General features: G+C 63.2%; 26 protein-coding genes. 19 read left to right on the top strand and 7 right to left on the bottom strand.

Annotation, left to right across the window (positions count from 1 at the left end):
- Positions 1 to 345: 345 nt before the first annotated feature.
- Both OO306_RS19735 and OO306_RS19730 read right to left on the bottom strand, forming a co-directional pair.
- Positions 346 to 1,839, bottom strand: coding sequence for a CoA-acylating methylmalonate-semialdehyde dehydrogenase (locus tag OO306_RS19735; protein WP_027594988.1), 1,494 nt, complete (start codon positions 1,837 to 1,839; stop codon positions 346 to 348).
- Positions 1,840 to 1,912: 73 nt separating this feature from the next.
- On the bottom strand, positions 1,913 to 3,259 hold the full coding sequence (locus OO306_RS19730) for an aspartate aminotransferase family protein (protein ID WP_265969669.1): 1,347 nt from the start codon (positions 3,257 to 3,259) through the stop codon (positions 1,913 to 1,915).
- 118 nt (positions 3,260 to 3,377) lie between these two features.
- On the opposite strand from OO306_RS19730, the gene OO306_RS19725 reads away from it, so the two are divergent.
- The 6 genes from OO306_RS19725 to OO306_RS19700 all read left to right on the top strand — a co-directional run bounded on the left by OO306_RS19725 (position 3,378) and on the right by OO306_RS19700 (position 9,224).
- Positions 3,378 to 4,295 (top strand): LysR family transcriptional regulator, encoded by a 918-nt coding sequence (locus OO306_RS19725; protein ID WP_099428266.1) that lies wholly within the window; start codon positions 3,378 to 3,380, stop codon positions 4,293 to 4,295.
- 90 nt (positions 4,296 to 4,385) lie between these two features.
- On the top strand, positions 4,386 to 5,048 hold the full coding sequence (locus OO306_RS19720; protein ID WP_027594985.1) for a TetR/AcrR family transcriptional regulator: 663 nt from the start codon (positions 4,386 to 4,388) through the stop codon (positions 5,046 to 5,048).
- 9 nt (positions 5,049 to 5,057) lie between these two features.
- Positions 5,058 to 5,642: a YigZ family protein gene (locus OO306_RS19715; protein ID WP_027594984.1), complete on the top strand. Its 585-nt coding sequence runs from the start codon at positions 5,058 to 5,060 to the stop codon at positions 5,640 to 5,642.
- A 388-nt stretch (positions 5,643 to 6,030) separates the two neighbouring features.
- The gene (locus tag OO306_RS19710) at positions 6,031 to 6,717 is read left to right on the top strand and encodes an SDR family oxidoreductase (RefSeq protein ID WP_265969668.1); all 687 of its coding nucleotides are present in this window, start codon (positions 6,031 to 6,033) and stop codon (positions 6,715 to 6,717) included.
- Positions 6,718 to 6,837: 120 nt separating this feature from the next.
- A complete protein-coding gene (locus OO306_RS19705) occupies positions 6,838 to 8,193 on the top strand; it encodes an 8-oxoguanine deaminase (RefSeq protein ID WP_265969667.1) in 1,356 nt (451 codons plus the stop codon).
- 83 nt (positions 8,194 to 8,276) lie between these two features.
- Positions 8,277 to 9,224, top strand: coding sequence for an adenosine deaminase (locus tag OO306_RS19700; RefSeq protein WP_027594981.1), 948 nt, complete (start codon positions 8,277 to 8,279; stop codon positions 9,222 to 9,224).
- Positions 9,225 to 9,243: 19 nt separating this feature from the next.
- Here OO306_RS19700 and OO306_RS19695 read toward each other — a convergent pair whose 3' ends face one another.
- The gene (locus OO306_RS19695; RefSeq protein WP_027594980.1) at positions 9,244 to 9,957 is read right to left on the bottom strand and encodes a helix-turn-helix transcriptional regulator; all 714 of its coding nucleotides are present in this window, start codon (positions 9,955 to 9,957) and stop codon (positions 9,244 to 9,246) included.
- Positions 9,958 to 10,484: 527 nt separating this feature from the next.
- On the opposite strand from OO306_RS19695, the gene OO306_RS19690 reads away from it, so the two are divergent.
- Positions 10,485 to 10,682: a hypothetical protein gene (locus OO306_RS19690; RefSeq protein ID WP_085273983.1), complete on the top strand. Its 198-nt coding sequence runs from the start codon at positions 10,485 to 10,487 to the stop codon at positions 10,680 to 10,682.
- Here OO306_RS19690 and OO306_RS19685 read toward each other — a convergent pair.
- Positions 10,633 to 11,814: a multidrug effflux MFS transporter gene (locus OO306_RS19685; RefSeq protein WP_099452812.1), complete on the bottom strand. Its 1,182-nt coding sequence runs from the start codon at positions 11,812 to 11,814 to the stop codon at positions 10,633 to 10,635. The two genes, OO306_RS19690 and OO306_RS19685, sit on opposite strands and share 50 nt — an antisense overlap.
- A gap of 112 nt (positions 11,815 to 11,926) precedes the next feature.
- Positions 11,927 to 12,124 (bottom strand): heavy-metal-associated domain-containing protein, encoded by a 198-nt coding sequence (locus OO306_RS19680; protein ID WP_027594977.1) that lies wholly within the window; start codon positions 12,122 to 12,124, stop codon positions 11,927 to 11,929.
- Between the two features lie 142 nt (positions 12,125 to 12,266).
- Between OO306_RS19680 and OO306_RS19675 the strand changes: the two genes are divergently transcribed.
- The 4 genes from OO306_RS19675 (at position 12,267) to OO306_RS19660 (ending at position 17,627) form a co-directional block, all read left to right on the top strand.
- The gene (locus OO306_RS19675; RefSeq protein ID WP_265969666.1) at positions 12,267 to 12,653 is read left to right on the top strand and encodes a hypothetical protein; all 387 of its coding nucleotides are present in this window, start codon (positions 12,267 to 12,269) and stop codon (positions 12,651 to 12,653) included.
- Positions 12,654 to 12,705: 52 nt separating this feature from the next.
- Positions 12,706 to 15,105: a heavy metal translocating P-type ATPase gene (locus OO306_RS19670; RefSeq protein WP_265969665.1), complete on the top strand. Its 2,400-nt coding sequence runs from the start codon at positions 12,706 to 12,708 to the stop codon at positions 15,103 to 15,105.
- Entirely contained in the window at positions 15,102 to 15,512 is a 411-nt protein-coding gene (cueR, locus tag OO306_RS19665) for a Cu(I)-responsive transcriptional regulator (protein WP_265969664.1), read from the top strand. The genes OO306_RS19670 and cueR overlap by 4 nt, the downstream gene beginning before the upstream one ends.
- A gap of 171 nt (positions 15,513 to 15,683) precedes the next feature.
- Positions 15,684 to 17,627, top strand: a complete 1,944-nt coding sequence (locus OO306_RS19660; protein ID WP_099428259.1) for a methyl-accepting chemotaxis protein — start codon at positions 15,684 to 15,686, stop codon at positions 17,625 to 17,627.
- Between the two features lie 105 nt (positions 17,628 to 17,732).
- Here the strand turns inward: OO306_RS19660 and OO306_RS19655 are convergent, their stop codons facing one another.
- Together OO306_RS19655 and OO306_RS19650 are read right to left on the bottom strand one after the other, a co-directional pair.
- Positions 17,733 to 18,512: a helix-turn-helix transcriptional regulator gene (locus tag OO306_RS19655; protein ID WP_027594972.1), complete on the bottom strand. Its 780-nt coding sequence runs from the start codon at positions 18,510 to 18,512 to the stop codon at positions 17,733 to 17,735.
- Between the two features lie 107 nt (positions 18,513 to 18,619).
- Positions 18,620 to 19,897 carry an acetyl-CoA C-acetyltransferase gene (locus OO306_RS19650; RefSeq protein ID WP_265969663.1) on the bottom strand — a complete coding sequence of 426 codons (1,278 nt, stop codon included), beginning with the start codon at positions 19,895 to 19,897 and terminating at the stop codon, positions 18,620 to 18,622.
- Between the two features lie 118 nt (positions 19,898 to 20,015).
- Between OO306_RS19650 and OO306_RS19645 the strand changes: the two genes are divergently transcribed.
- From OO306_RS19645 to OO306_RS19610, 8 genes are all read left to right on the top strand, one after another.
- Positions 20,016 to 21,368 (top strand): 3-oxoacyl-ACP reductase, encoded by a 1,353-nt coding sequence (locus OO306_RS19645; protein ID WP_265969662.1) that lies wholly within the window; start codon positions 20,016 to 20,018, stop codon positions 21,366 to 21,368.
- A gap of 2 nt (positions 21,369 to 21,370) precedes the next feature.
- On the top strand, positions 21,371 to 22,222 hold the full coding sequence (locus OO306_RS19640; protein WP_265969661.1) for a MaoC/PaaZ C-terminal domain-containing protein: 852 nt from the start codon (positions 21,371 to 21,373) through the stop codon (positions 22,220 to 22,222).
- A 62-nt stretch (positions 22,223 to 22,284) separates the two neighbouring features.
- The gene (locus OO306_RS19635) at positions 22,285 to 22,590 is read left to right on the top strand and encodes a MazG-like family protein (RefSeq protein ID WP_027594968.1); all 306 of its coding nucleotides are present in this window, start codon (positions 22,285 to 22,287) and stop codon (positions 22,588 to 22,590) included.
- Positions 22,587 to 23,336, top strand: a complete 750-nt coding sequence (locus OO306_RS19630) for a methyltransferase domain-containing protein (protein WP_099428255.1) — start codon at positions 22,587 to 22,589, stop codon at positions 23,334 to 23,336. The genes OO306_RS19635 and OO306_RS19630 overlap by 4 nt, the downstream gene beginning before the upstream one ends.
- Positions 23,337 to 23,358: 22 nt before the next feature.
- Positions 23,359 to 23,994: a DUF4136 domain-containing protein gene (locus OO306_RS19625; protein ID WP_085273990.1), complete on the top strand. Its 636-nt coding sequence runs from the start codon at positions 23,359 to 23,361 to the stop codon at positions 23,992 to 23,994.
- A gap of 19 nt (positions 23,995 to 24,013) precedes the next feature.
- Positions 24,014 to 24,583 (top strand): DUF4136 domain-containing protein, encoded by a 570-nt coding sequence (locus OO306_RS19620; RefSeq protein ID WP_265969660.1) that lies wholly within the window; start codon positions 24,014 to 24,016, stop codon positions 24,581 to 24,583.
- Between the two features lie 191 nt (positions 24,584 to 24,774).
- Entirely contained in the window at positions 24,775 to 25,245 is a 471-nt protein-coding gene (locus OO306_RS19615; protein WP_027594964.1) for a prepilin peptidase, read from the top strand.
- A 119-nt stretch (positions 25,246 to 25,364) separates the two neighbouring features.
- Positions 25,365 to 26,141 (top strand): response regulator transcription factor, encoded by a 777-nt coding sequence (locus tag OO306_RS19610; protein WP_099428252.1) that lies wholly within the window; start codon positions 25,365 to 25,367, stop codon positions 26,139 to 26,141.
- The last annotated feature ends 16 nt before the right edge of the window (positions 26,142 to 26,157 follow it).

Below are 26,157 nucleotides of genomic sequence, written 5' to 3'. Positions count from 1 at the left end.
AGAGCCTGTCAAGCGTTTATTTTGAAGTTTTTCGCGAGAAACTCGTTTAGCTTCAAACACTTGACTCGCTGCGATCTCTCGTAGCGGGAGGCGAATCATACAGCGTTTAGAAGCGCTGTCAACCACCTTTTCAACCGCTGACGATCTTTCGATCGAAGCCCTTCAAACTTCGCCTTAACTATTTAACTCGTTGAATCTCAAGGAGTTTTTCGTTCCGACTACGCTGGAAGTGGGGCGCATTATAAGGGGATTCGAAAGCCCGTCAACCTTTAATTCCAAGAAACCTTAATAAAGCTGAAAAACAAAGCGGGGAGGCCTTCCGGCCTCCCCGCTTTTGTTCATGCTTTAAAGGCTAGGGAACGCAAACTGCGATGCCTCATGGCTGGCCCGCTGCGGCCAGCGCTGGGTGATCGCCTTGCGACGGGTATAGAAACGCACCCCATCCGGGCCATAAGCATGCAGGTCGCCGAACAGCGAACGCTTCCAACCGCCGAAGCTGTGGTACGCCACCGGCACCGGCAACGGCACGTTCACACCGACCATGCCCACTTCGATCTCGTCACAGAACAGGCGCGCCGCCTCGCCGTCACGGGTAAAGATGCAGGTGCCGTTGCCATATTCGTGATCGTTGATCAGCTGCATGGCCTGCTCCAGGCTGTTAACCCGGACCACGCACAGCACAGGGCCGAAGATCTCTTCTTTATAGATGCGCATCTGCGGGGTCACCTTGTCGAACAGGGTGCCACCCACGAAGTAGCCATCTTCATTCCCTGCAACGCGCAAGCCACGGCCATCCACCACCAGCTTGGCGCCAGCAGCCACACCGTCGTCGATGTAGCCCACCACCTTGTCGCGGGCAGCAGCGGTAACCAGCGGGCCCATGTCCAGGCCACACGAAGTACCGGCACCAATCTTCAGCGCCTTTATCTGCGGCTCCAGCTTGGCGATCAGTGCATCGGCAACCTGGTCACCCACGCACACCGCCACCGAAATCGCCATGCAGCGCTCACCGCACGAACCATAAGCTGCACCCATCAGCGCGCTGACAGCGTTGTCCAGGTCGGCATCGGGCATCAGCACGGCATGGTTCTTCGCACCGCCCAGCGCCTGTACGCGTTTGCCGCGCTTAGTGCCCTCGGCGTAGATGTACTCAGCAATCGGGGTCGAGCCGACAAAGCTCAGCGCTTTCACTTCCGGAGCCTCGATCAGCGCGTCCACAGCTTCCTTGTCGCCATGCACCACGTTAAGGATGCCTTTAGGCAGGCCGGCTTCCAGCAGCAGTTGGGCAATGTACAAGGTCGAGCTCGGGTCACGCTCGGACGGTTTCAGGATAAAGGCGTTACCGCAGGCAATGGCCAGCGGGTACATCCACAGCGGGACCATGGCCGGGAAGTTGAACGGGGTAATACCGGCGACCACACCCAGCGGCTGGAAGTCGGACCAGGCGTCGATGTTCGGGCCAACGTTACGGCTGTACTCGCCCTTGAGCACTTCAGGTGCCGCACAGGCGAATTCGACGTTCTCGATACCACGCTTCAGTTCGCCTGCAGCGTCTTCCAGGGTCTTGCCATGCTCTTCGCTGATCATCTGCGAGATGCGGGCTTCGTTCTGCTCCAGCAGTTGCTTGAAGCGGAACATCACCTGGGCACGTTTGGCCGGCGGCGTGTTGCGCCAGGCCGGGAAGGCAGCCTTGGCCGAATCGATGGCTTCCTGAACGGTCGCACGGCTGGCCAGTTCGACCTTGCGTACGGCCTGGCCAGTGGACGGGTTGAAGACATCGGCGGTGCGCTCACCCTTGGTAACCAGCTCGCCGTTGATCAGGTGTTGAACAATGCTCATGCAAAACTCCAGATAAAGAGGGGTGACACAAGCGCGTGATCACTTCACGCGCTTGCCATCAAAATCGCAACGATCAATCGATCTGGTTCAGGGTCTCGCCCACCGCGTCGAACAGGCGGTCCAGTTCCTGCGGCTGGGTATTGAAAGTAGGGCCAAACTGCAGGGTGTCGCCACCGAAGCGCACATAGAAGCCGGCCTTCCACAACTTCATCGCCACTTCATAAGGGCGCACGATCGCATCGCCGTCGCGGGCAGCAATCTGGATCGCGCCGGCCAGGCCATAGTTGCGGATATCGACGACGTTCTTCGTGCCTTTAACCCCGTGCAGCAGTTTCTCGAAGTGCGGCGACAGTTCGGCCGCAGCCTGCACCAGGCTTTCCTTCTGCAGCAGGTCCAGTGCGGCAATGCCGGCGGCACAGGCCACTGGGTGGGCCGAGTAGGTGTAGCCGTGAGGGAACTCCACCGCGTATTCCGGTGTTGGCTGGTTCATGAAGGTTTGATAGATCTCGGTGCTGGCAATGACCGCACCCATCGGGATGGCACCGTTGGTGACCTGCTTGGCGATGCACATCAGGTCTGGCGTCACGCCGAAGGCTTCAGCCCCGGTCATCGCGCCCATACGGCCGAAGCCGGTGATCACTTCGTCGAAGATCAGCAGGATGTTGTGCTGGGTGCAGATCTCGCGCAGGCGCTTGAGGTAGCCCTTCGGTGGCGGCAGAACACCCGCCGAGCCCGCCAGCGGTTCGACAATCACCGCGGCGATGTTCGAGGCGTCATGCAGCTCGATCAGCTTGAGCATTTCCTCGGCCAGGGCAATGCCGCCCTCCGCTGGCAAGCCCTTGGAGAACGCGTTCACCGGCAGCACGGTGTGAGGCAGGTGGTCGACGTCCAGCAGCTGGCCGAACATCTTGCGGTTACCGTTCACGCCACCCAAGCTGGTGCCGGCGATGTTCACGCCATGGTAGCCACGGGCACGGCCGATGATCTTGGTCTTGGTCGCCTGGCCTTTCAGGCGCCAGTACGCACGGACCATCTTCAGCGCGGTATCGGCGCACTCGGAGCCGGAGTTGGTATAGAAGACGTGGTTGAGATCGCCCGGGGTCAGCGCGGTGATCTTTTCAGCCAGCTGGAACGACAGCGGGTGGCCGAACTGGAAGGCCGGGGAGTAATCCAGGGTACCGACCTGACGGGCTACGGCCTCGGTGATTTCCTTACGGGTATGCCCGGCGCCGCAGGTCCACAAGCCAGACAGGGCGTCGAAGATCCTGCGCCCCTTGTCATCCACAAGGTAGTTACCTTCCGCCGCCACGATCAGGCGTGGGTCGCGATGGAAATTGCGGTTGGCGGTATAAGGCATCCAGTGGGCATCCAGCTTGAGCTGGCTGGCGATAGAAGTGGGAGCGGTTTCCGGCATGTTCATCGGCGGTTCCTCGAAAGACGATTAGGCAACGATGGATCTTGTTGCGGCTAAATTGGCACGGCGATAAAGTCTGAAAAAGCCTGCTTTTCTAATCTTCAGATAGGGCAACACTAAACTAATGAGCCGACGCCCCGACCCACTCGCCCAAGTCAGCGATTTTGACATTCGCCTGTTGAAGATCTACCGCAGCGTCGTCGAGTGCGGCGGCTTCTCGGCAGCCGAAAACGTGCTCGGGATCGGCCGCTCGGCCATCAGCCAACAGATGAACGACCTGGAGCAACGGCTCGGCCTGCGCCTGTGCCAACGTGGCCGAGCCGGTTTCTCACTGACCGAGGAAGGCCGCGAGGTCTACCATTCGGCCTTGCAGTTGCTCAGTGCCCTGGAAAGCTTCCGCACTGAGGTCAACGGGCTGCACCAGCACTTGCGTGGTGAGTTGAACATCGGCCTGACCGACAACCTGGTGACCTTGCCGCACATGCGCATCACCCACGCGCTTGCCGAGCTCAAGGACCGCGGCCCAGATGTGCGTATCAACATCCGCATGATCGCGCCCAGCCAAGTCGAGCACGGTGTCCTCGACGGCAGCCTGCATGTCGGCGTAGTGCCGCAGACCATCGCCCTTTCAGGCCTTGAATACCAACCGCTGTATAGCGAGCGTTCGCTGCTCTATTGCGCAGTAGGCCACCCGCTGTTCTATGCCGACGACCAACAGATAGACGACGACCGGCTCAACAGCCAAGAGGCCATCACCCCCACCTTCCGCTTGCCCGCCGATATCCAGGCCCACTACCAGGCGCTGCATTGCACGGCCAGCGCGTCGGACCGCGAAGGCATGGCATTCCTCATCCTGACGGGGCGCTACATCGGCTACCTGCCCGACCACTACGCCAGTTTCTGGGTGCAGCAAGGCCGGCTGCGTGCCCTCAAGCCCCGGCAGCGCTTCTATGACTTGAGCCTGAGCTGGGTGACGCGCAAAGGGCGGCGGCCGAACCTGGTGCTCGAGAGCTTCCTGGATAGCCTGGCTGCGACACGCTGATGCCTGTCTCTGACGCAAACGCTTGTCACTTCGGCGTAGGCAGGTAATCTTGTCCGACAGCCGCTGCCACTGACCCGTACGGAATCGTCCATGACCCTTGAAGTCCCAGCGCATCGCCTCTCCGCCTCGGGCAAGCCCGCCGGCCGCATCCGCCAGAAAAACGAACAGGCCATCATCCAGGCCGCCGAAGATGAATTCGCCCGCCATGGTTTCAAGGGCACCAGCATGAACACCATCGCGCTGAAGGCAGGGTTGCCCAAGGCCAACCTGCATTATTACTTCACCAACAAGCTGGGCCTGTACATTGCCGTGCTCAGCAACATCATCGAATTGTGGGACAGCACCTTCAACGCCTTGAGCGTCGAGGACGACCCGGGCGAGGCACTGAGCCAGTACATTCGGACCAAGATGGAGTTCTCGCGGCGCAACCCGCAAGCCTCGCGCATTTTCGCCATGGAAGTGATCAGCGGCGGCAATTGCCTGAACGAGTACTTCAGCGCCGACTACCGCGAGTGGTTCCGTGGCCGGGCTGCGGTGTTCCAGGCCTGGATCGAAGCAGGCAAGATGGACCCGGTCGACCCGGTGCACCTCATTTTCCTGCTCTGGGGCAGCACCCAGCACTATGCCGACTTCGCCACGCAGATCTGCCAGGTCACCGGCCGCAGCCGCCTGACCAAGCAAGACATGGAAGACGCGAGCAGCAACCTTATCCACATCATTCTCAAGGGGTGCGGCATCAAGCCGAGTGCCTGACAGCCATTTATGCCTTCTACCCTGCTCGACCTCTGCGAGTTTCGTGAAGAAATCCGCAAAAGCCGCTTCATCACCCTCGCCGGCCCAATCACCAGTGCTGCCGAGGCGATGAGCTTCATCGAACGCCACAGCGACCTGGCGGCCACCCACAACTGCTGGGCGTGGAAGCTTGGCGGGCAATACCGCAGCAATGATGACGGCGAACCGGGCGGCACCGCCGGGCGCCCTATTCTGGCCGCCATCGAAGCGCAAGACTGCGACCAGGTGGTGGTGCTGGTGATCCGCTGGTACGGCGGCATCCAGCTGGGTACCGGTGGCCTGGCCAGGGCCTATGGCGGTGGCGCCAACAAATGCCTGCAACAGGCGCCCAAGCGGGTGCTGGTGCAGCGCAGCGAATACACCTGCAGTTGCAGCTTCAGCGAACTGGCCTTGGTAAAGCTGCGCCTGGCGGACGTCGACGGCCTGGTGCTGGATGAACAGTTCACGGCCAATGGCGTTGACCTGCACATCGCGGTCGGTGAAGCCCACCTGGCCCCCTTGCGCCAGCAACTGGCCGACCTGAGCCGTGGGCGCATCCTGCTGGAAGCGCGCTGAATAACTGTTCGCACGCGCTGAACATTGCTCACAAGAACTGTGGGCCTGCCTGTGGATAAGCTTGGGGCACTCTCTTGCAGCCCATTGGTTTCAAGGCCCCCAGAGCTTTGATCATATTTTGATCACTATTTGATGACAGTCGCAAATAGCTGAAACCTCGAGAGTTATCCCCAAACCCTGGAAGTGTTACGCACTGGGCATTGCGCTCGGCTTGCACACAATAACTGTGGAACAGCCTGTGGATAACCCGTTAGCCAACAGGCGAAGCGCCCGTCTACAAGCGGCCTGGCGCCATTGATCATTTTTTGACCAGCTGCAGCGCAGGCACAGTTAGCGACTCTGCAGTATGCTCAAATACTTTTTCCTATACCGATAAAGGAATGTTCCTATGGCTAACTCAAGAACGGCCCTCATCATCGGCGCCTCACGCGGCCTTGGCCTGGGGCTGGTGCAACGCCTGCAAGAAGATGGCTGGAACGTCATCGCCACTGTGCGTGACCCGCAAAAGGCCGGCGCCCAGGCCAACGTTCCCGGTGTGCGCATCGAACAGCTGGAGATGAACGACACCGCTCAGCTCGATGGTTTGAAGCAACGCCTGCAAGGCGAAGTGTTCGACCTGGTATTCGTCAACGCGGGCGTCATGGGGCCGCTGCCACAAGACCTGGAAAGCGTCCGCAACCAGGACATCGGCGACCTGTTCATGACCAACGCCGTGGCCCCCATCCGCGTCGCCCGCCGCTTGGTTGGCCAGGTGCGCGAAGGCAGCGGCGTGCTGGCCTTCATGAGCTCGATCCTGGGCAGCGTGACAATCCCGGACGGCGGTGAGGTCTGCCTGTACAAAGCCAGCAAGGCGGCCCTGAACTCGATGATCAACAGCTTCGTCGTCGAACAACAGCGCCCAGGCCTCTGCGTGCTGGCCATGCACCCCGGCTGGGTAAAGACCGACATGGGCGGCGAAAATGCCGAGATCGACGTGCTGACCAGCACCCGCGGCATGCTCGAGCAGATCAAGGCGCAAAGCGGTAATGGCGGCCTGCGCTTCATCAACTACAAAGGTGAGCCGCTGATCTGGTGAATTGAAAGCCGCGTGGCGAGGCAGTAGACTCGATGCCTCGCCCCCGTGGCGGACCTGGATCAGCAGACAGGGCAACACTGAGCTGGCTAACCTGAACCCACTTTCAGAGGAGCCGGCACCATGCCTGCGACCCGCATCTGGTTGAAATCCCCCCTTGCCATCTTCACTGCCAACGGCGCCGACGCCCGTGGCGGGCTGGTCATCGAAGACGGCCGCATCACACAACTCCTGGCCCTTGGCGAAAGCCCCAGCCAACCGTGCGACCAAGTGTTCGATGCCCGCGAACATGTGGTAACCCCCGGCCTGATCAACACCCATCACCACTTCTACCAGACGCTGACCCGCGCCTGGGCACCGGTGGTCAACCAACCGCTGTTCCCCTGGCTGAAGACGCTGTACCCGGTATGGGCGCGCCTCACCCCCGCGAAGCTGGCGCTGGCCAGCCAGGTGGCACTGGCTGAACTGCTGCTGTCGGGCTGCACGACTGCGGCCGATCACCATTACCTGTTCCCGCAAGGCCTGGACAACGCCATCGACGTGCAAGTCGAAGTGGTGCGCAAGCTGGGCATGCGCGCGATGCTGACCCGCGGCTCCATGAGCCTTGGCGAAGACGACGGCGGCCTGCCACCCCAGCAAACGGTGCAACAGGGTGAAGTGATCCTGGCCGACAGCCAGCGGCTTATCCACAGCTACCACGAGCGCGGCGAAGGTGCGCAGATCCAGATTGCCCTGGCACCCTGCTCGCCCTTCTCGGTCACGCCCGAGATCATGCGGGCCAGTGCCACACTGGCCGAAGAGCTGGATGTGCGGCTGCACACGCACCTGGCAGAGACCCTTGATGAGGAAGACTTCTGCCTGCAGCGTTTCGGCCTGCGCACCGTGGACTACCTGGACAGCGTCGGCTGGCTCGGCCCACGCACTTGGCTGGCTCACGGCATCCACTTCAATGGCGACGAAATCGCCCGTCTGGGCGCGGCCGGCACCGGTATTTGCCACTGCCCGAGCTCGAACATGCGCCTGGCCTCGGGCATCTGCCCAACCGTCGACCTTGAAGCCGCCGGTACCCCCGTGGGCCTGGGCGTAGACGGTTCGGCCTCCAACGACGCCTCCAACATGATCCTCGAAGCCCGCCAAGCGCTGTACCTGCAGCGCTTGCGCTATGGCGCCGAGCAGATCACCCCAGAGCGTGCCCTGGGTTGGGCCACCCGCGGCTCGGCGCGCCTGCTGGGGCGCCAGGACATCGGCGAGCTGGCCGTCGGCATGCAAGCCGACCTGGCGTTGTTCAAGCTCGACGAACTGCGCTTCTCTGGCAGCCATGACCCGCTGTCGGCGCTGCTGCTGTGCGGCGCCGACCGCGCCGACCGAGTCATGGTCGGTGGCCAGTGGCGGGTCATCGATGGGCAAATCGAAGGCCTGGATATCCAGGGCCTGATCGCCGATCACCGCCAGGCGGCCGCGCAGCTCATCGCCGGTTGAGGCAACACAGGGCCTGGCCGGGCGCAATGCCTGGCCAGGCCCTGTAGAATGGCGGCAACCGTACCTGATCGAGATAACCAACTATGTATGACTGGTTGAACGCCCTGCCCAAGGCCGAACTGCACCTGCACCTGGAGGGTTCGTTGGAGCCCGAGCTGCTGTTTGCCCTGGCCGAGCGCAACAAGATCGCCCTGCCTTGGGACGATGTCGAAACCTTGCGAAGCGCCTACGCCTTCAACAACCTGCAGGAATTTCTCGACCTTTATTACCAAGGCGCGGATGTCTTGCGTACCGAGCAAGACTTCTACGACCTGACCTGGGCTTACCTGCAACGGTGCAAGGCGCAGAACGTCATCCACACCGAACCCTTCTTCGACCCGCAAACCCACACAGACCGCGGTATCCCCTTCGAGGTGGTGCTCAACGGCATCAACCAAGCGCTCAAGGATGGCCGGGACCAACTGGGCATCAGCAGTGGCTTGATCCTGAGCTTCCTGCGCCACCTCAGCGAAGACGAAGCGCACAAGACCTTGGACCAGGCACTGCCGTTCCGCGATGCCTTCATTGCCGTAGGCTTGGACAGCTCCGAAATGGGCCACCCGCCGAGCAAGTTCCAGCGTGTGTTCGACCGCGCCCGTAGCGAAGGCTTCGTCGCCGTTGCCCACGCCGGTGAAGAAGGCCCGCCCGAATACATCTGGGAAGCCCTGGACCTGCTGCACATCAAGCGTATCGACCACGGCGTACGCGCCATCGAAGACGAGCGCCTGATGCAACGTATCATCGACGAGCAGATCCCACTGACCGTCTGCCCGCTGTCGAACACCAAGCTCTGCGTGTTCGACCACATGAGCCAGCACAACATCCTGGACATGCTCGAGCGCGGGGTGAAGGTCACCGTCAACTCTGACGACCCGGCCTACTTCGGCGGCTACGTCACCGAAAACTTCCATGCCTTGCATACCCACCTGGGCATGACCGAAGACCAAGCGCGCCGCCTGGCGCAAAACAGCCTGGACGCGCGACTGGTCTGATCAGCCGTTGGCGTTGCGGTTACCCAACCTGCAACGTCTGCACGCGGGCAATGCGATTGATCTGCTGGATGCCCAGCGCCGAGATATGCAAAGCCCGCGTGTCCTCCGATTCGCGCATCCAACCCGACTGCAGAAACAGCCTGAACAAGGCCTGCCCCAGAACGCCGCCCAAGTGTGGCCCCTGGTTGTTCCAGTCAGTGCAACGGCAGATCACACACCCCCGTTGCTGGTGCGGCGCCAAGGCATCTATGTAGACGCCGACCAGCGCCAGTTCTGCCCGCCCTTGCTCACTGACCACCAATTGCCGGTCAGTGCCCTCCAACCAACCCGCCACCACCAGACGGTGATACAACTCCCCGGCCAGCTCGCCGCCGAGGTGGTCACCGCAGCGCCGCGCCCTGCGGATCGACATCGGCAACTGCAAGGCTGCCGCCTCGGGCTGGTCGTCTCTGGCGCTGCCCAACTGCACGCTGGCCAGTGCTTCCACCGCTGCCCCTACCTGCGGCGTGGCCAGGCGGAAGTAGCGTTTGCGGCCCCGCGCCTCGTGCCGCAGCAAACCCGCCGAAGACAGCAACGAGAGGTGGGCGCAGGCGGAAGATGAGGTCAGCCCGGTCATCATCGCGAGCTCGTTCGCCAGCCGTGGGGTGCCGTCGATCAGCGCCCACAACATGGCGCTGCGCTTGGGGTCGGCCATCAGGCTGGCGATCTGGCTGATACTGCTGACTGCGTTCATGTCCCTGTAACTCCCTGCACGTTTTTATATGGATGCAATGGCCAACCCTGGCACTGGGATCGCCTGCCTGACAGTCGCCGGCCCTGAGAGGGAAACCCTGCTCGCTGGCATCGGCGCTGGTCGCCAGTATAAGCCGCAGAAACCCCCTCACAGGGCGCTAGCCGCTTCAGCCCACCTGTCAGAAGTCCACTGGGTATACCTACCCATGAGAGATGATGTGTCTGTGCAGTGAGCCCGCCCAATACCCCGCAGTTGAGCAGTGCCCCAGCACTCAGCGGGACAGAGGCAGGTCATGAGCATTATTCGCCCAGCGCAGGTTCGGACGCGACCGACAAGCAGCTTCCTTAAATAGCGCAAACAAAAGCGAAGCTTCTACATGCCTCCAGGTATTACACCCGGAGCATGACGGTCAGGAGGGAAGAACAGGGGGGAAATGACCGTCAGTCAGACCACGGATGCCGGTCATGGCAGGCACAGGGCACAGCGCTACACTTCTTCCGCTCACACCCCATTGGAGGTATGCCGCGATGAAAATTGTCGTCAGTGCGTCGAGCCGCAACCCCGTTTGCCCTTGGCAGGTTCAGCTCGACCAACACGTGGTGAGTTTCCGCAGCGAGGCCGAGGCGCGTGCCTTCGTCGCCACATTGGAAACCCGCCTGCAGGCGCCTCACCCGCTTATGCGGGACGCCTGGCCTGCAAACGCCGGGTCAGCAGCGCGACACTGACCACCAGCGCCCCGCACAGGCTGATCACCAGTGTCATCGGCACCGCACTGCCATCGTGCAACAGCCCGACCAACGCCGCCGCGCCTGCGGCGACGCTGAATTGCAGGCAGCCCATCAGCGCCGAGGCGCTGCCTGCGCGTGCGCCCTGCCCGCTCATGGCGCAGGCCGACGCATTGGGGATGATGCAACCTAGGCTGGCGATACACACGAACAACGGCACCAACAGCGGCCACAACTGACTCGGCCGCAGTGCGGCGACGCCCAGCAATACCAAACCTGCAGCCAGGTACATCCACACAGCACGCACCAGCAGGAAGGCTGGGCCGCGCTTGGCCAGCAAACGGGCATTGACCTGCGCCACGAGGATAAAGCCCGCCGCGTTGGTGCCGAACAACCAGCCATAGTGCTCGGCAGGCACGCCATATAACTTGATGAAGACGAATGGCGACCCCGCGATGTAGGCAAACATACCGGCAATGGCAATACCACCGGTCAAGGCATGGCCAAGAAACACCCGGTCATTGAACAGGCGCAGGTACTGGCGCAGCGCCCCGGACAGTGGCTGGCGCGGCATGTCCGCCGGCAGGCTTTCCGGCAGGCCCAGGCTGACCGCCAGCAGGCAGGCCGCGCTGAACAGGCTCAGGGCGAGGAAGATCGACTGCCAGCCTGCCAGGTTCACCAACACCCCGCCAAGCATTGGCGCCAGGATCGGCGCCAGGCCCATCACCAGCATCAACTGCGAGAACACCTTGGCCGACGCCACCGGGTCGCACTTGTCACTGACGATCGCCCGCGACAGCACCATCCCGGCACAACCGCCCAGGGCCTGGACGAACCGCGCCAGGACCAGGGTGTCGAGGTTGGGGGCATAGGCACAGGCCAACGACGCCAGGGTAAACAACGCCACGCCAAACAACAGCGGCTTGCGCCGCCCGAAGCGGTCGGCCACCGGGCCATAGGCCAACTGGCCGATGGACAGGCCAAGGAAGTAGGCGGCCAAGGTGGCCTGGACGTGTTTTTCATCGGTGGCGAAAGCCTGCGCCATCGCCGGGAAGGCGGGCAGGTAAAAGTCGATCGCCAAAGGCCCGAACGCACTCAATGCGCCCAGGATGAGCACCATTCGCAGGTTCATCAGGAATCCATAGCAGGCTAAGCAAGTGCGTAAGTCTACCTGCTAAGGACTCGACCAGCATGAAAAGATTTGCAACAAAACCGGGGGCCTCATGCGCCCCCGGCGCAGGGCTTCACGCCAGCTCGGCCTGGTAGCCCTCGTCACGAATCGCGGTGAGGATCTGCTCCACCGCCATGGCACTCTGCACCCGCACCTGCTTGCCCGCCAGGTCGACCTCGACCTTGGCGTCGGCGTCCTGCCCCTGCACCGCACGGGTCACCGCTTTGACGCAATGGCCACAGGTCATGCCTTGTACATTGAACACTTGCATAGGGTTGCCTCCTTCAGGTTTTCACGCAGTTTCAAGCTTGCCATCGGGGCAAGGTCAAGCCCCTGCGCGCGTCCGGGCTGGAAATCCGCGCTCACGTCGGCCAAGCTGCGCCTTTGACGATCAGGCAAGCAGGAGATTCATCATGTTCAGGGCAGCATTGGGCGTCGTCGGGCTTTTGAGCGCGCTGGCTGCGGTGCCACCGGCCAACGCCGAAGGCAACTCGGACTACAGCGTACTGATCATTTCGCGGGAACGCCTGGAAGTAGCCACCAACTGCGAAATCGGCGTGTACCTCAACGATCAGCTCTCCGGGCGCGTATTCCAGGAGCAATCGACCGCCTTCAACCTGCCACCAGGCCTTGTGGATATACGCCTGCGCCTACTGCCAGGGCAGACCCCCGGTTGCGCCCCCGGTATCGAAGACCAGCGCAGCACACGTTTGAACCTGCAGGCGGGCCAGATCAACAAATACCGGATTGCCATGGGCCACAATGGGCTGGAATTGAAGCGCGCCGGCCTAGGCTATTGACCTTGCCTACGTGGCAAGGTTGATGCTGGAGGCCAATCCAAGGAGGACAGCCATGCCCGCATCCACCACCTTCGACCTGCCGATTTCCGGCATGACCTGCGCCAGCTGTGCTGGCCGGGTCGAGCGCGCCCTGCGCAAGGTCGACGGCGCTGAACAGGTCAGCGTCAACCTCGCCACCGAACAGGCCCGGGTCCAGGCCCCGGCCAGCAGCCTGCCGGCCTTGCTCGACGCCGTGCGTGAAGCCGGCTATGGCGTGCCCACCCGTACTGTCGAGTTGCAGATTGACGGCATGACCTGCGCCAGTTGCGTCGGCCGAGTCGAACGCGCACTCGGCAAACTGCCTGGGGTCGAGCAGGTCAGCGTTAACCTGGCCAGCGAACGCGCGCACCTCGAGGTGCTCGCGGCCCTCGACGACAGCCTGCTGATCGACGCCGTGCAAAAGGCCGGCTACAGCGCCAGCCTGCCGCACGCAGGCCACGATGATCAGCGCGATGCCCAGCGCCGCCTGCGCAACGAACGCCTGGCGGTCGGTGCCGCCTTGCTGCTGGCCCTGCCACTCGTCTTGCCCATGTTGGTTCAGCCCTTCGGCCTGCACTGGATGCTGCCCGCCTGGGCGCAGTTCCTGCTGGCTACGCCCGTACAGTTCATTCTCGGTGCACGCTTTTACGTGGCCGCCTATAAGGCCGTGCGTGCCGGCGCCGGCAACATGGACCTGCTGGTGGCCCTTGGCACCAGCGCCGGTTACGGCCTGAGCCTGTACCAATGGGCACAAGCCCCAGCCGGCATGGCCCCGCACCTGTATTTCGAAGCCTCGGCCGTGGTCATTGCCTTGGTCTTGCTGGGCAAGTACCTGGAGAGCCGCGCCAAGCGCCAGACCGCCAGCGCCATTCGGGCCCTTGAAGCACTGCGCCCCGAACGCGCGATGCGCGTGGTCGATGGCCGCGAAGAAGACGTGGCCATCGCCCAACTGCGTGTGGGTGACCTGGTCGTGGTCAAACCCGGCGAACGCTTCCCAGTCGATGGCGAAGTCGAGGAAGGCAGCAGCCATGCCGACGAGGCCTTGATCAGCGGCGAGAGCCTGCCAGTGCCCAAGCAGCCTGGCGATGCAGTCACCGGGGGCGCCATCAATGGTGAAGGGCGGCTGCTGGTGCGCACCCAGGCATTGGGTACCGAAACCGTGCTGGCCCGGATCATCCGCCTGGTCGAAGATGCCCAGGCGGCCAAGGCGCCCATCCAGAAGCTGGTGGACCGGGTCAGCCAGGTATTCGTCCCCGCCGTACTGGTGATCGCGCTGATCACGCTGATCGGCTGGTGGCTGGCCGGTGCCCCGCTGGAAACCGCGCTGATCAACGCGGTCGCCGTGTTGGTGATTGCCTGCCCCTGTGCACTCGGCCTGGCAACGCCAGCGGCGATCATGGCCGGCACCGGTGTCGCCGCCCGCCACGGCATCCTGATCAAGGACGCCGAAGCCCTGGAGCGTGCCCATGCGGTAAACCGGGTCGTGTTCGACAAGACCGGCACCCTGACGTCCGGCAGCCCACGCGTGGTCCACAGCCAGGCACTGGTCGGCACCACCGCCGACCTGCACCGCTTGGCCGGCGCCCTGCAGCGCGGCAGTGAGCACCCATTGGCCAAGGCCGTGCTGGAGGCGTGCGCCGAGCAGCAACTGGATGTGCCAACAGTCGTCGACAGCCAGTCGCTGACCGGGCGTGGCATCGCCGGGCGGGTTGATGGCCGTGACCTGGCCCTGGGCAATCGGCGTCTGCTCGAGGAGAGCACGCTGCAACCCGGCGGCCTGGCCGCCAAGGCCCACGCCTGGGAGGCTGAAGGGCGTACGCTGTCCTGGTTGATCGAGCGCGGCGCGCAACCTCGCGTGCTGGGCCTCTTCGCCTTCGGCGACAGCCTCAAGCCGGGCGCAAAGCAGGCTATCGATAGCCTGCACGCACAACACATCAGCAGCCACCTGCTGACTGGCGATAACCGCGGCAGCGCGAAGGTGGTTGCCGACGCCCTCGGGATCGACGACGTGCATGCCGAAGTGCTGCCTGCCGACAAGGCCGCCACCGTGACGGCACTGAAACAGGACGGCGTGGTGGCGATGGTTGGCGACGGCATCAACGATGCCCCGGCCCTTGCCGCTGCCGACATCGGTATCGCTATGGGCGGTGGCACCGACGTGGCCATGCAGGCCGCCGGCATCACCCTGATGCGCGGCGACCCACGCCTGGTACCCGCAGCCCTGGAGATCAGCCGCAAGACCTATGCGAAAATCCGCCAGAACCTGTTCTGGGCGTTCATCTATAACCTGGTCGGTATCCCCCTGGCCGCGCTGGGTTACCTCAACCCGGTACTCGCCGGCGCCGCCATGGCCCTGTCCAGCGTCAGCGTGGTCAGCAATGCGCTGTGGCTCAAGACCTGGAAACCCACCAGCAGCTCCCAGGAGGCCCCATGAACATCGGCCAGGCCGCCCGCCGCAGCGGGCTCAGCACCAAGATGATCCGCTACTACGAGTCCATCGGCCTGCTCAAGCCAGCCACCCGCAGTGACAGCGGCTACCGCCTTTACCAGCCAGAAGACCTGCACAGCCTGGCCTTCATCAAGCGCTCCCGCGACCTGGGCTTTTCTCTGGAAGAGGTCGGCAAGTTGCTGACCCTCTGGCAAGACCGTAAACGGGCCAGTGCCGACGTCAAGGCGCTGGCCATGCAACATATCGATGAGCTGAACCGGCGCATCGAAGAGCTGGTGAGCCTGCGCGATACCCTCGGCGACCTGGTCTCCCACTGCCAGGGAGACGAGCGGCCGGATTGTCCGATCCTGAAGGATTTGGCAAACGGAAACGTTGGCGGATGTTGCCGCTGAGGCTCGCCACGACGCTTTGGTATGCCATATTCGCCTAAACACGACCGAATCATCGCCTAGTGCGACATTCCCTAATAAATACGGGCATTTGCCTTCATCTAATCCCGGACGCTGCCGATGCAGTAACTACCTGCCTCGTGTGTCGACAACAAAAAAATTCCGGGAGCGTCGATGAGCATCAAACAGAAACTGACCTGGGCATTCGCGGTCATCGCCGGCTTGCCCATCGTCCTCGTGGCCACCTTGGTGGTCCTCAACCTGCGCGGCGAAGCCCGCGACGGATTCCTCGACAGCAGCAGCCGGGAAATTCGCCAGGTCAGCAACGCGATGAACATCTTCTTCCAGGGCATCAACCAGAACGTCGAATACCTGGCCTCGCAACCCATGATTGCGGCCACGGGCAACAACCTGAACAAGTTCATGAGCGCCAACCCATCGTATGAGCTGGGCGAGCAGGACAAGCAGGTGCTCGAGTTCTTCACCCGCCTGGCCGATTCCCACCCAGGCTACGCCTACCTTTCCTACGGTGTCAGCGACGGCGGCTATGTCGGCTGGCCCGCGGGGCAGAAGTTCGTCAACTACGACCCCCGCCCTCGCCCGTGGTACCAGTTGGCCATGGCCAACCCTGGCAAAACACTGCGTACCGGCGCCTATTACTGGGCCGCCGACGACGCCGTGCTGGTCAGCACCGTGCGCGCCGTGGCCAACCAGCTGGGTAACCCGGGTGGCGTGGTCAACATCGATGTGTCGCTCAAGGGCCTGACCCAGATCGTCCAGCAGATCAAGCTGGGTGAAAGCGGCTACCTGATGCTGGTGGAAAACAACGGCAACGTGATGGTCGACCCGCGAGACGCCAGCCACAACTTCAAGCAGCTGGGCAGCTTCGGTAACGGCTATGCCGACCTGGCCAAGGCAGGTAAAGGGCTGGTCGAAGTCGAGCTCAATGGCGTGCGCTACATGGCCAACATCTACCCCGACGAGCAACTGGGCTGGACCTTCATCGGCCTGATCGAGCAAAGCGAAGTGATGCAGACCACCACCCGCCTGACGTGGTTGATCGGCACCATCGCACTGGTGCTGGCCGCGCTGTTCGCCGTGGTCGGTGCGGCGTTCGCCAAGCTGATCGTGCGCCCGATCAACAGCGTCACCAGCGGCCTGGAAGACATCGCCCAAGGCGAAGGCGACCTGACCCGCAACCTGGAAGTGCGCGGGCGCGACGAAACCGCCCAACTGGCCAGCTGGTTCAACCAGTTCCTCGGCGCGATCCGCAGCCTGATCCAGCACATCGGCTCTGCCGCCAGCAAAATCCTCAGCACCTCCACCAGCTCGACCCGGGTGTCCAGCGACATGGCCGAGGCGGCCGGGCGCCAGCGCGAAGCTGTGGACATGGTCTCTACCGCCTTCCACGAAATGGTCGCCACCGCCAACGAAGTCGCCCGCTCTTGCAGCCAGGCGGCGCAGTCGGCCGACAGCGGCCAGCAGCAAGCCCGTGAAGGCCAGCAGCAGATCGATGCAGCCGTGAACAGCGTCGACCGCCTGAGCCAGGAGATCGAGCAATCGGCCCAGTCGATTCAGCAGCTGGAACGCGACAGCAACGCCATCCAGTCGATCCTCGGCACCATTCGCTCGATTGCCGAGCAGACCAACCTGCTGGCCCTCAATGCCGCGATCGAGGCCGCCCGCGCCGGTGAACAGGGCCGTGGCTTCGCCGTCGTCGCCGATGAAGTGCGGGCGCTGGCCAAGCGTACCGCCGACTCCACCGCCGAGATCGATGGCCTGCTGGGCAACCTGGCCAGCCGCACCGCCGAAGTTGCCGAACAGATGCACGCCAGCCTGGAAGTGTCGCAGCAGTCGGTCAGCCGCATCGGCCTGGCCCGCGACAGCTTTGGCCAGATCCGTGAGTCGGTGGACGTGATTCGCGACATGAACACGCAGATCGCCACGGCAGCGGAAGAGCAGCATCAGGTGGCCGAGGACATCAACCGGCACATCAGCCAGATCCATGGCGATGCGCAACTGGTGGCCGAACTGGCCCAGGCTGCGCGCCAAGACTCCGAAAGCCTGGCAGGGTTGTCCAACGAGCTGGATTCGCTGGTACGACGCTTCCGCACCTGACAGCGCAAGCGACCTGTAGGAGCAGCCTTGTGCTGCGAAGAGGCCGGTAAAAACAGCATAGATTTTCGCTGCAATCACTGGCCTCTTCGCAGCACGAGGCTGCTCCTACAGTTTCAGTTCCCCTGGCGTCGCCCCAAACAACTGCTTGAACGCCGCGATGTAAGCCGAAGTCGAGTCATACCCACACCCCAACGCGGCCTCCGTTACATTCTCCCCCGCCTCCAGCAACGCCAGCGATGACAGCAGCCGCATGCGCTGACGCCAGTTGCGAAAGCTCAACCCCGTCTCACGCTGAAACAGCCGCATCAGCGTCTTCTCCGAACACTCCAGTTGCAGCGCCCATTGCTGCAAGGTCTGGGCTGTATCCGGTGCCGCGATCAGGCCATTACACAACGCCAGCAACCCCGGATGACGCGGGAGGGGCAACGAGAACCCGACTTCCGGCAACGTGCGCAACTGGTCGAGCAGCACCGCGACCAATCGCGATTCGGCGCTGTCGGCTTCCGGGTAATCCGCCGGGAACAGGCAGAACTGCTTGATCAACTCCCGCGCCAGCGGCGTCACCTCCAGCACCCGGCAGTGTTCCGGCGCCCACGGGCAGGCATCGCGGCGCACGTACAGGCTGCGCATTTCGGCCTGCATCGACGTCACCACTTCGTGTTCGGCGTCCGCCGGGATCCACACACCCCACTGAGGGGGCGCGAAATAGCTGCCATCGCGGGTGTAGACGCCGAGAACGCCACTGATGGCGTAGGAAAACTGCACCCAGTCGTGCTGATGGCGAGTGGTCCAGGAGCCGGCCCCGAGGCTTTCGGCACGGGCATAAAGGGGCCTGGGCAGGTGGTCGAGCGCCGGGATAGCCCGGGGATGTCCGATGATCGGCATGGCAGTTTCTTGTAGTTCTGATCGGACAAGCCTACCAGTTGCGCGACATGACTGTGACACCTGCCCCGTCCTTCTTCGCGGGGGCCGCTACGCGGCCCCCCACCTGATCACCGTTCGACGATGACCGTCACCCCTTGCCCACCTGCCGCGCAAATCGATATCAACCCGCGGCCCTTACCCGCCGTGGCCAGCAGCTTCGCCAGGTGGGCCAATATTCGCCCACCGGTCGCGGCAAAGGGATGCCCCGCCGCCAGCGAACTGCCTTTGACGTTGAGCTTGCTACGGTCGATTGCCCCAAGCGGTGCGTCCAGCCCCAGGCGATCACGGCAGTAGTCCGCGTCCTCCCAGGCCTTGAGGGTGCACAACACCTGGGCGGCGAAGGCTTCGTGAATCTCGTAGTAGTCAAAATCCTGCAGGCTCAACCCATTGCGCGCCAACAGGCGCGGCACTGCGTACACCGGCGCCATCAACAACCCTTCACGGCCCGTGACGAAATCAACCGCTGCGGTCTCGCCGTCAACCAGGTAGGCCAGCACCGGAAGCCCCTGTGCCTGCGCCCATTCCTCCGTGCCCAACAGCACCAGCGATGCGCCATCGGTCAAAGGGGTGGAATTGCCTGCGGTAAGCGTGCCCTGGCCACTGCGGTCGAATGCCGGTTTGAGCTTGGCCAGTTGCTCCAAGGTCAGGTCCGGTCGCAGGTTGTTGTCACGGCTAAGCGCCAGGAAGGGCGTGAGCAGATCATCCTGCCAGCCTTCGGCATAGGAGGCCGCCAGCCGCTGATGGCTAAGCAAGGTCAGTGCATCCTGCTCGGCGCGGTCGATCCGCCAGGCCTGCGCCATGCGCTCGCAATGCTCGCCCATCGACAGGCCTGTGCGCGGCTCGCCATTGCGCGGCAACTCAGGCTTCAGGTGACCGGGGCGCAACTTCAGGAACGGCTTCAGCCGTTCACCCAGGCTTTTGCCGCGGTTGGCCTCCAGCAGTATGTGGCGCAACCCTTCGTTAACGGCAATCGGCGCATCGGAGGTGGTGTCGACACCGCCCGCGATGCCGCTGTCGATCTGCCCAAGGGCAATCTTGTTGGCCACCAGCAAGGCCGCCTCCAGCCCCGTGCCGCAGGCCTGCTGGATGTCGTAGGCCGGCGTGCGCGGCGACAAACGCGAACCGAGCACGCATTCGCGGGTCAGGTTCATGTCACGGGAGTGCTTCAGCACCGCGCCCGCCACCACTTCGCCCAGCTGCAGCCCATGCAAGCGGTAACGCTCGATCAGGCCCTCCAGGGCGACGGTCAGCATTGCCTGGTTGCTGGCGGTGGCGTAGGCACCATTGGAACGGGCGAACGGGATTCGGTTGCCGCCAATGATCGCGACCCGGCGAGGTGAACGCATGCGCATGTTCCTCCTGAAACAATTTAAACCGTACAGCCTAGGTGTTTTTACCGCATTCGAACGACCTTGCCACAAAGTTGGTCCACACTTTCAAGCTTGCCTTCAGGGAGACCCACTCATGAGCGATCGCTACCTCGGCTTTGCCAACTCCAACCTCGGCCGCCGCCTTGTGGATGCCCTTGGCCTGCCACACCCGGCCCCGCTGGAGCGCTGGCAGGCAGGCCGCCTGCGCCCGGTAGAGGGTGCTCTGGTACTGGGTGGCGGGCCACTGACGCGCCAGGTCGAGGCCATCGCCCCGCGCCTCACCGACGAACTCTACAGCTTCAATGCCGAAGGGTTACAGGCGCCGGCCTGGGTTGCAGGGCTTGGGCCGAAGCTCAAAGCCGTGGTGTTCGATGCCACTCACCTGTCCGACAGCGATGAATTGAAGCAGTTGCGCGAATTTTTCCAGCCGTTGCTGCGCAGCCTGGCGCCCTGCGCCCACGTGGTAATCCTCGGGCGCGCGCCAGAAGGCCTCGACGACCCACTGGCCAGTGTCACGCAACGGGCGCTCGAAGGGTTCAGCCGCTCGCTGGCCAAAGAGCTGCGCAACGGCGCGACCGCACAGTTGCTGTATATCGGCCAAGGTGCTGAAGACCAGTTGGAAGGTGCCCTGCGCTTCTTCCTTTCGCCCAAGAGCGCGTTCATTTCTGGCCAGGTGCTGCGCCTTGAAGCCTGCGCCAGCCAGGTCCAGGACTGGACGCGCCCGCTTGGCGGCCGACGCGCCTTGGTGACCGGCGCTGCACGCGGTATCGGCGCGGCGATTGCCGAAACCCTGGCGCGGGACGGCGCCGAGGTGCTGCTGCTGGATGTGCCGCAAGCCCGGCAAGACCTCGAAGCCCTCGCCGCGCGGCTGGGCGGCAAGGCACTGGCGCTGGACATCTGCGCCAATGACGCCGCAGCGCAGTTGCTCGAAGCGCTGCCCGGGGGTATCGACATCGTGGTGCACAACGCCGGCATCACCCGCGACAAGACCCTGGCCAACATGACCCCCGAATATTGGGATGCGGTGATGGCCGTGAACCTCAAGGCACCGCAGGTACTCACCCAGGCACTGTATGACGCAGGCGCGCTCGGCGAGAACGCACGCATCACGCTGCTGGCGTCGGTCAGCGGCATTGCCGGTAACCGCGGGCAGGCCAACTATGCGGCGAGCAAGGCCGGCTTGATCGGCTTCGCTCAGGCCTGGGCGGCTAAACTCGCAGCGCAGGGTGCCAGCATCAATGCCGTGGCCCCCGGTTTCATCGAAACGCACATGACCGCCGCCATGCCCATGGGGCTGCGCGAGGCCGGGCGCCGCTTGAGCTCACTGGGCCAAGGCGGGCGGCCACAAGACGTCGCCGAGGCCATTGCCTGGCTCAGCCAGCCAGGCTCCGGCGCGGTCAATGGCCAGGTGCTGCGGGTCTGTGGCCAAGCGCTGATGGGGGCCTGACCATGAGCCGACACTGGCACGACCTGCACGCCCCGGACTCACGCGCGAGCCTTTACCTGCGTGCGGCCAGCAAACGCAAGATCAGCGGCGACAAGCTGCCCGACGAAGGCCTGCGCTGCGTGATGCGGGTTCAGCCCGACAACCTGGCAGCCTACCGCCGACTCTGCCACTTCACCGACGATGGCCGCCTGCCCGCTACTTATCCCCATGTGATGGCCTTCCCCCTGCAATTGCAGCTGCTGACGGCGCACAGCTTCCCCTTCCCCTTGCTCGGGCTGGTGCATCTGCAAAACCGCATCGAGGTGTTGCGGCCACTGGGCGGCATCGATGCATTACGTTTCGCCGTCTACGCCGACAACCTGCAACCCCACGCCAAGGGCGCCACCTTCGACCTCATTACAGAAGCCGAAGATGGCCTGGGCCTGCTCTGGCGCGAATGCAGTCGCACGCTGGTACGCGGGTTACGCTTGGAGGGCCAGGCGAGCGAGCAAGCAGACAGCGCGCCTGAATCGCTGGCAGAGGCAAGCCGCTGGTATGCCGACAGCGATATCGGCCGGCGTTACGCCAAGGTTTGCGGCGACTACAACCCGATTCACCTGAGCGCCGCCAGTGCGCGACTGTTTGGGTTCCCCAAGGCCATTGCCCATGGCATGTGGAGCAAAGCCATGGCACTGGCGGCCCTGCGCGGGCACCTGCCGAACAGCGGCTACAGCTTCGAGGTGGAGTTCCGCAAACCGGTGCGATTGCCATCCGAGGTGGTGCTTAGTGCCAGCGAAGCCGGGCCAGAAGGTGAACTACGGCTGGATGGGCAGGGTGAGTTGCTGCACATGGTTGGCCGTTGGGGTGGCCTGTAGGCGCACGCCTCTTGCTTTGCATCGGGCCTGCGCCGAAGCTATGCGGCATTAGGAGACCCCCGATGAACCTGCAAGAACTCACCGAACGCCTGCACCGGATCCGCGACAACAACGATTGGCGCGGCTTCCACAGCCCGAAAAACCTGGCCATGGCCGCCAGCGTTGAAATGGCCGAACTGGTCGAAATCTTCCAGTGGCTGAGCGAGGACCAATCCCGCCAACTGCCTGCCGACACACTCGCCCACGCCGGCCAAGAGGTGGGCGATGTGGTGCTCTATCTGTTGCTGCTGTGCAGCGAGCTGGGCCTGGACATGGACCAGGTGGTAAGGGCCAAGCTGGCCGACAGTGAAAGGCGCTTCGCCCGATGAACGACCGTCACTTCGATGAACTGGCCACCCGCTTCGCCGAGAAAATCTACGGCGGTGCCAAGGGCGCCATTCGCCTGGCCGTGCTGCAGGCCGACCTGGCCGAAACCTTGCCCGATCGCCCACTGCGCATACTCGACATCGGTGCAGGCCTGGGCCACATGGCCTTGTGGCTGGCACAACGCGGCCATCACCTGACCCTCGCCGAGCCCGCCGCGCCTATGCTCGACGGTGCCCGCGCGCGCTTTGCCGAGGCAGGCCAGACGGCCACCTTCATCCAGGCGCCGTGGCAGGACCTGCTGGGCCAGCTGACCGAACCTTACGACCTGGTGCTGTGCCACGCCGTGCTCGAATGGCTGGCCGAACCAGAAAGCATCCTGCCCGTGCTGCACCAGCTCACCGCGCCCAGCGGGTGGCTTTCGCTGGCGTTCTACAACCGCGACGCACTGGTCTATCGCAACCTGCTCAAGGGCCATTTCCGCAAACTGCGCAGCAACCGCCTGGAAGGTGAAAAGCAGAGCCTGACCCCGCAGAAACCCCTTGATCCGCGTGAGCTCAAGGCGCAACTTGATCCTATGTGGCAGGTCGAAAGCGAGAGTGGCGTCAGGGTGTTCCACGACTACATGCCCAAGGAGTTCCAAGCCAAGGCCGAAATGCTCGACCTGCTGGAAATGGAACTGGCCCACCGCCGACACCCAAGCTTTGCCGGGCTCGGTCGCTACCTTCACTGGATCTGCCGCCCCCGCTGACCCCGCCCGCCGGGAGGAATACATGCCGTACCGTCTGTTGTGCCTGGCCCTGCTGCCCCTTGCCCTGGCTGCCTGCCAGGGCAGCAACCCGTATGTCGCCAGTAGCCGCCCCTTACCGCCCGCCCCTGCGCAGGCGGCCACCACCTTCGATGCCAGTGCCTACCCGGCACCCGCCCGCGACTACGGGCACTACCGCAGCTGGAGCTGGCGTGACGGCCAGTTGCCCAGCGGCACAGCCAATGCCGACCCGGCACAACTGGCCGATGCCATCAGCGGCGCGCTCGACCAGCATGGCCTGCGCCCTGCCCGGGGCAGCGCCGGCGATTTGCTGGTAAGCGCCGACATGCGCCTGGAAAAACGCCTGCGCCAAGTACGTGACTACGACACCTACGACCCCTACTACGGCCCCTACCCCTACGGCAGTGTGGGTTACGGTGGCTACCGCAACGGCTACGGTGCCTATGCCAGCACGCCGATCGTGCGCACCTACGAGGTGGAGGTGATGGTGGTACGCATCGACCTGTACGACGCTCGCAGCGGCCAGCCGGTGTGGAGCGCCAGTGCTGAAAGCAACAGCGACAAGGACTCGCCGCGTGATCGCGAAAGCGCCTTGCGTGATTCGGTGCACAAGGCGCTCAGCGGCTATCCTCCCAGTTAACGTTTAACGGAGAACCATCATGTTGCGCCGTCTCGTTCTACTGTCATTCGCGCTGGTGCTCACGGCCTGCTCGAGCAACAACGTCCAGCAGGATTTCGACGCCAGCCGCGATTTTGCCGCCTACCGCAACTGGGCGTGGCAGGAACCCGGCTTGCAATACCGCCCGGACGACCCTCGCATCAAAAGCGACCTGACCGAGCAGCGCATTCGCCAGGCCGTGGCCGACCAGCTCGACCAACGCGGCCTGCGCCCGGCACAGGGCAATGCGCGGCCTGACCTGAAAGTGCGCGCCTACCTCATCGTCGAGCAGCGTCAGCAGCAGATCACTACCAACTATGGCGGTGGCTGGGGTGGTTACTGGGGTGGCTACTGGGGCGGGCCGATGTACAACGAAACCCGCAGCGTCGACTACAAGGTCGCCACCATCCAGGTCGACATGTTCGATGGGCGGGACGACAAGCTGGTCTGGCGTGGCAGTGCTGAACAGATCATGAACAATTACCCGCCAAGCCCGGAAGAACGTAACAACGCGATCCAGAATACGGTGACCAATGTGCTGAGCAACTACCCACCCGGCAGCAAGAAGTAATGCGCCGAGGCCCATCGTCGGCTTGCCGGCGATGGGCCAACACAAGCCCCGTCAGCTGCGACATCTTCTGACCCCGTCACGCCTTTTTCCCTTCCCGCCGCGCCCGCTTGCAACTTCGCGTCTACCCTGAATTCAAGGAAACCTGACTGACCGGGTAGAAGTGTTCAACAATTAGGGAAGGCGACCTGCCAATGCAAAGCATTGTTCTTCTGATGTGGCTTGCCTTGTGCTCCGAACAGGATGTGCGTCAACGGCAGATCTCCAACGCGCTGACCCTGGGCGTCGCGGCCTGCGCCCTGGCCTGGCTGTTCGCCACCGGCCACAGCTGGATCGGTGCCGACGCCAGCGACGCCGGTTGGGCGTTGGCCATCGTCATGCTGCTGACGTTACCCGGCTACATGCTCGGGCGTTTCGGCGCCGACGACGTCAAATTGATGGGCGCCCTGGCGCTCGCCACCAGTCCTCAATATGTGCTCGGCACCTTCATTGGTGCGGGTATCACAGTCGTGCTCTGGCTGCTGTCGCGTCGCCGCCTGTGGACCTTGCTCAACCCTAAGGTCAAGAAGCGCTTGCAGGCCCTGACGGAGCAAATGGGCGACAAACAGGCCTTCGTACCGTACGTCCTGGCGGGCTTTATGCTGACAGCGGTATGGATCCAATAATCATCCCTGTTGTCCTATAACTTGTACGGACCTTGTACAGAATCGCCAAGTGCGACTACTTTTAAGCTGCCGGAGTGTCTAGCCCGGGAGCAGGGCCGATTACGAACAGGGAGTTGATCGTGAACAAGCCGTCCAGTGAAGTGAAGGTGCTGGTGGTCGATGACCAGCCATTGATCGTCGAACAACTGTGTGAATACCTCGAAAGCCAGGGCCACGTGTGCGTCCCAGCCCATTCCACCGCCCAAGCCATCGAACGCTACTCGGCCGACCCGAAGATTGGCCTGGTGCTGTGCGACCTGCACATGCCCGAGCGTGATGGCATCGACCTGGTCCGCGCCTTGAAGGAGCTGGCCGGCAACAAGCGCATGTTCGAAGCCATCATGCTTACCGGTCGTGCCGACAAGCAGGACGTGATCCGCGCCTTGCGCGCGGGCTTTGTCGACTATTACCAAAAACCGGTAGATTTTGACGAACTGCTCGAAGGCTTACGCCGTCAGGAAGCGACGCTGTTGGAGCGTCAGCGCAACATGAAAGACCTCGGTGGCCTCAACCAGCGCCTGCAGGACCTAGCAGAGTCGGTCGACGAGCTCTACCACGACCTGGAAAAGGCCCGCGGCCAAGGCGTGCACCGCCGTGCCAGCGATGTTGAAGAAAGTGAAAACGAGCTGCCCGCCGTCTTCGAGAAGCTGTCGCCGCGTCAACTGGAAGTGGCCCGCCTGGTGAGCAAAGGCAAGACCAATTACCAAATTGCCTGTGAACTGGGCATTACCGAGAACACCGTGAAACTCTACGTTTCCCAGGTGCTGCGCCTGACCCACATGCACAACCGCACGCAGCTGGCGCTCGCACTGACGCCGAGTTCTTCACCGGTGCATCAGCGCTTTACCGCTCATTGAAATACTGGCCTGTCAG

The organism is Pseudomonas sp. DCB_AW, from assembly GCF_026240895.1.
Classification (GTDB): domain Bacteria; phylum Pseudomonadota; class Gammaproteobacteria; order Pseudomonadales; family Pseudomonadaceae; genus Aquipseudomonas; species Aquipseudomonas kermanshahensis.
The sequence above is the reverse complement of the archived record's forward strand: the minus strand, read 5'-3'. Positions and strand labels throughout refer to the sequence as shown.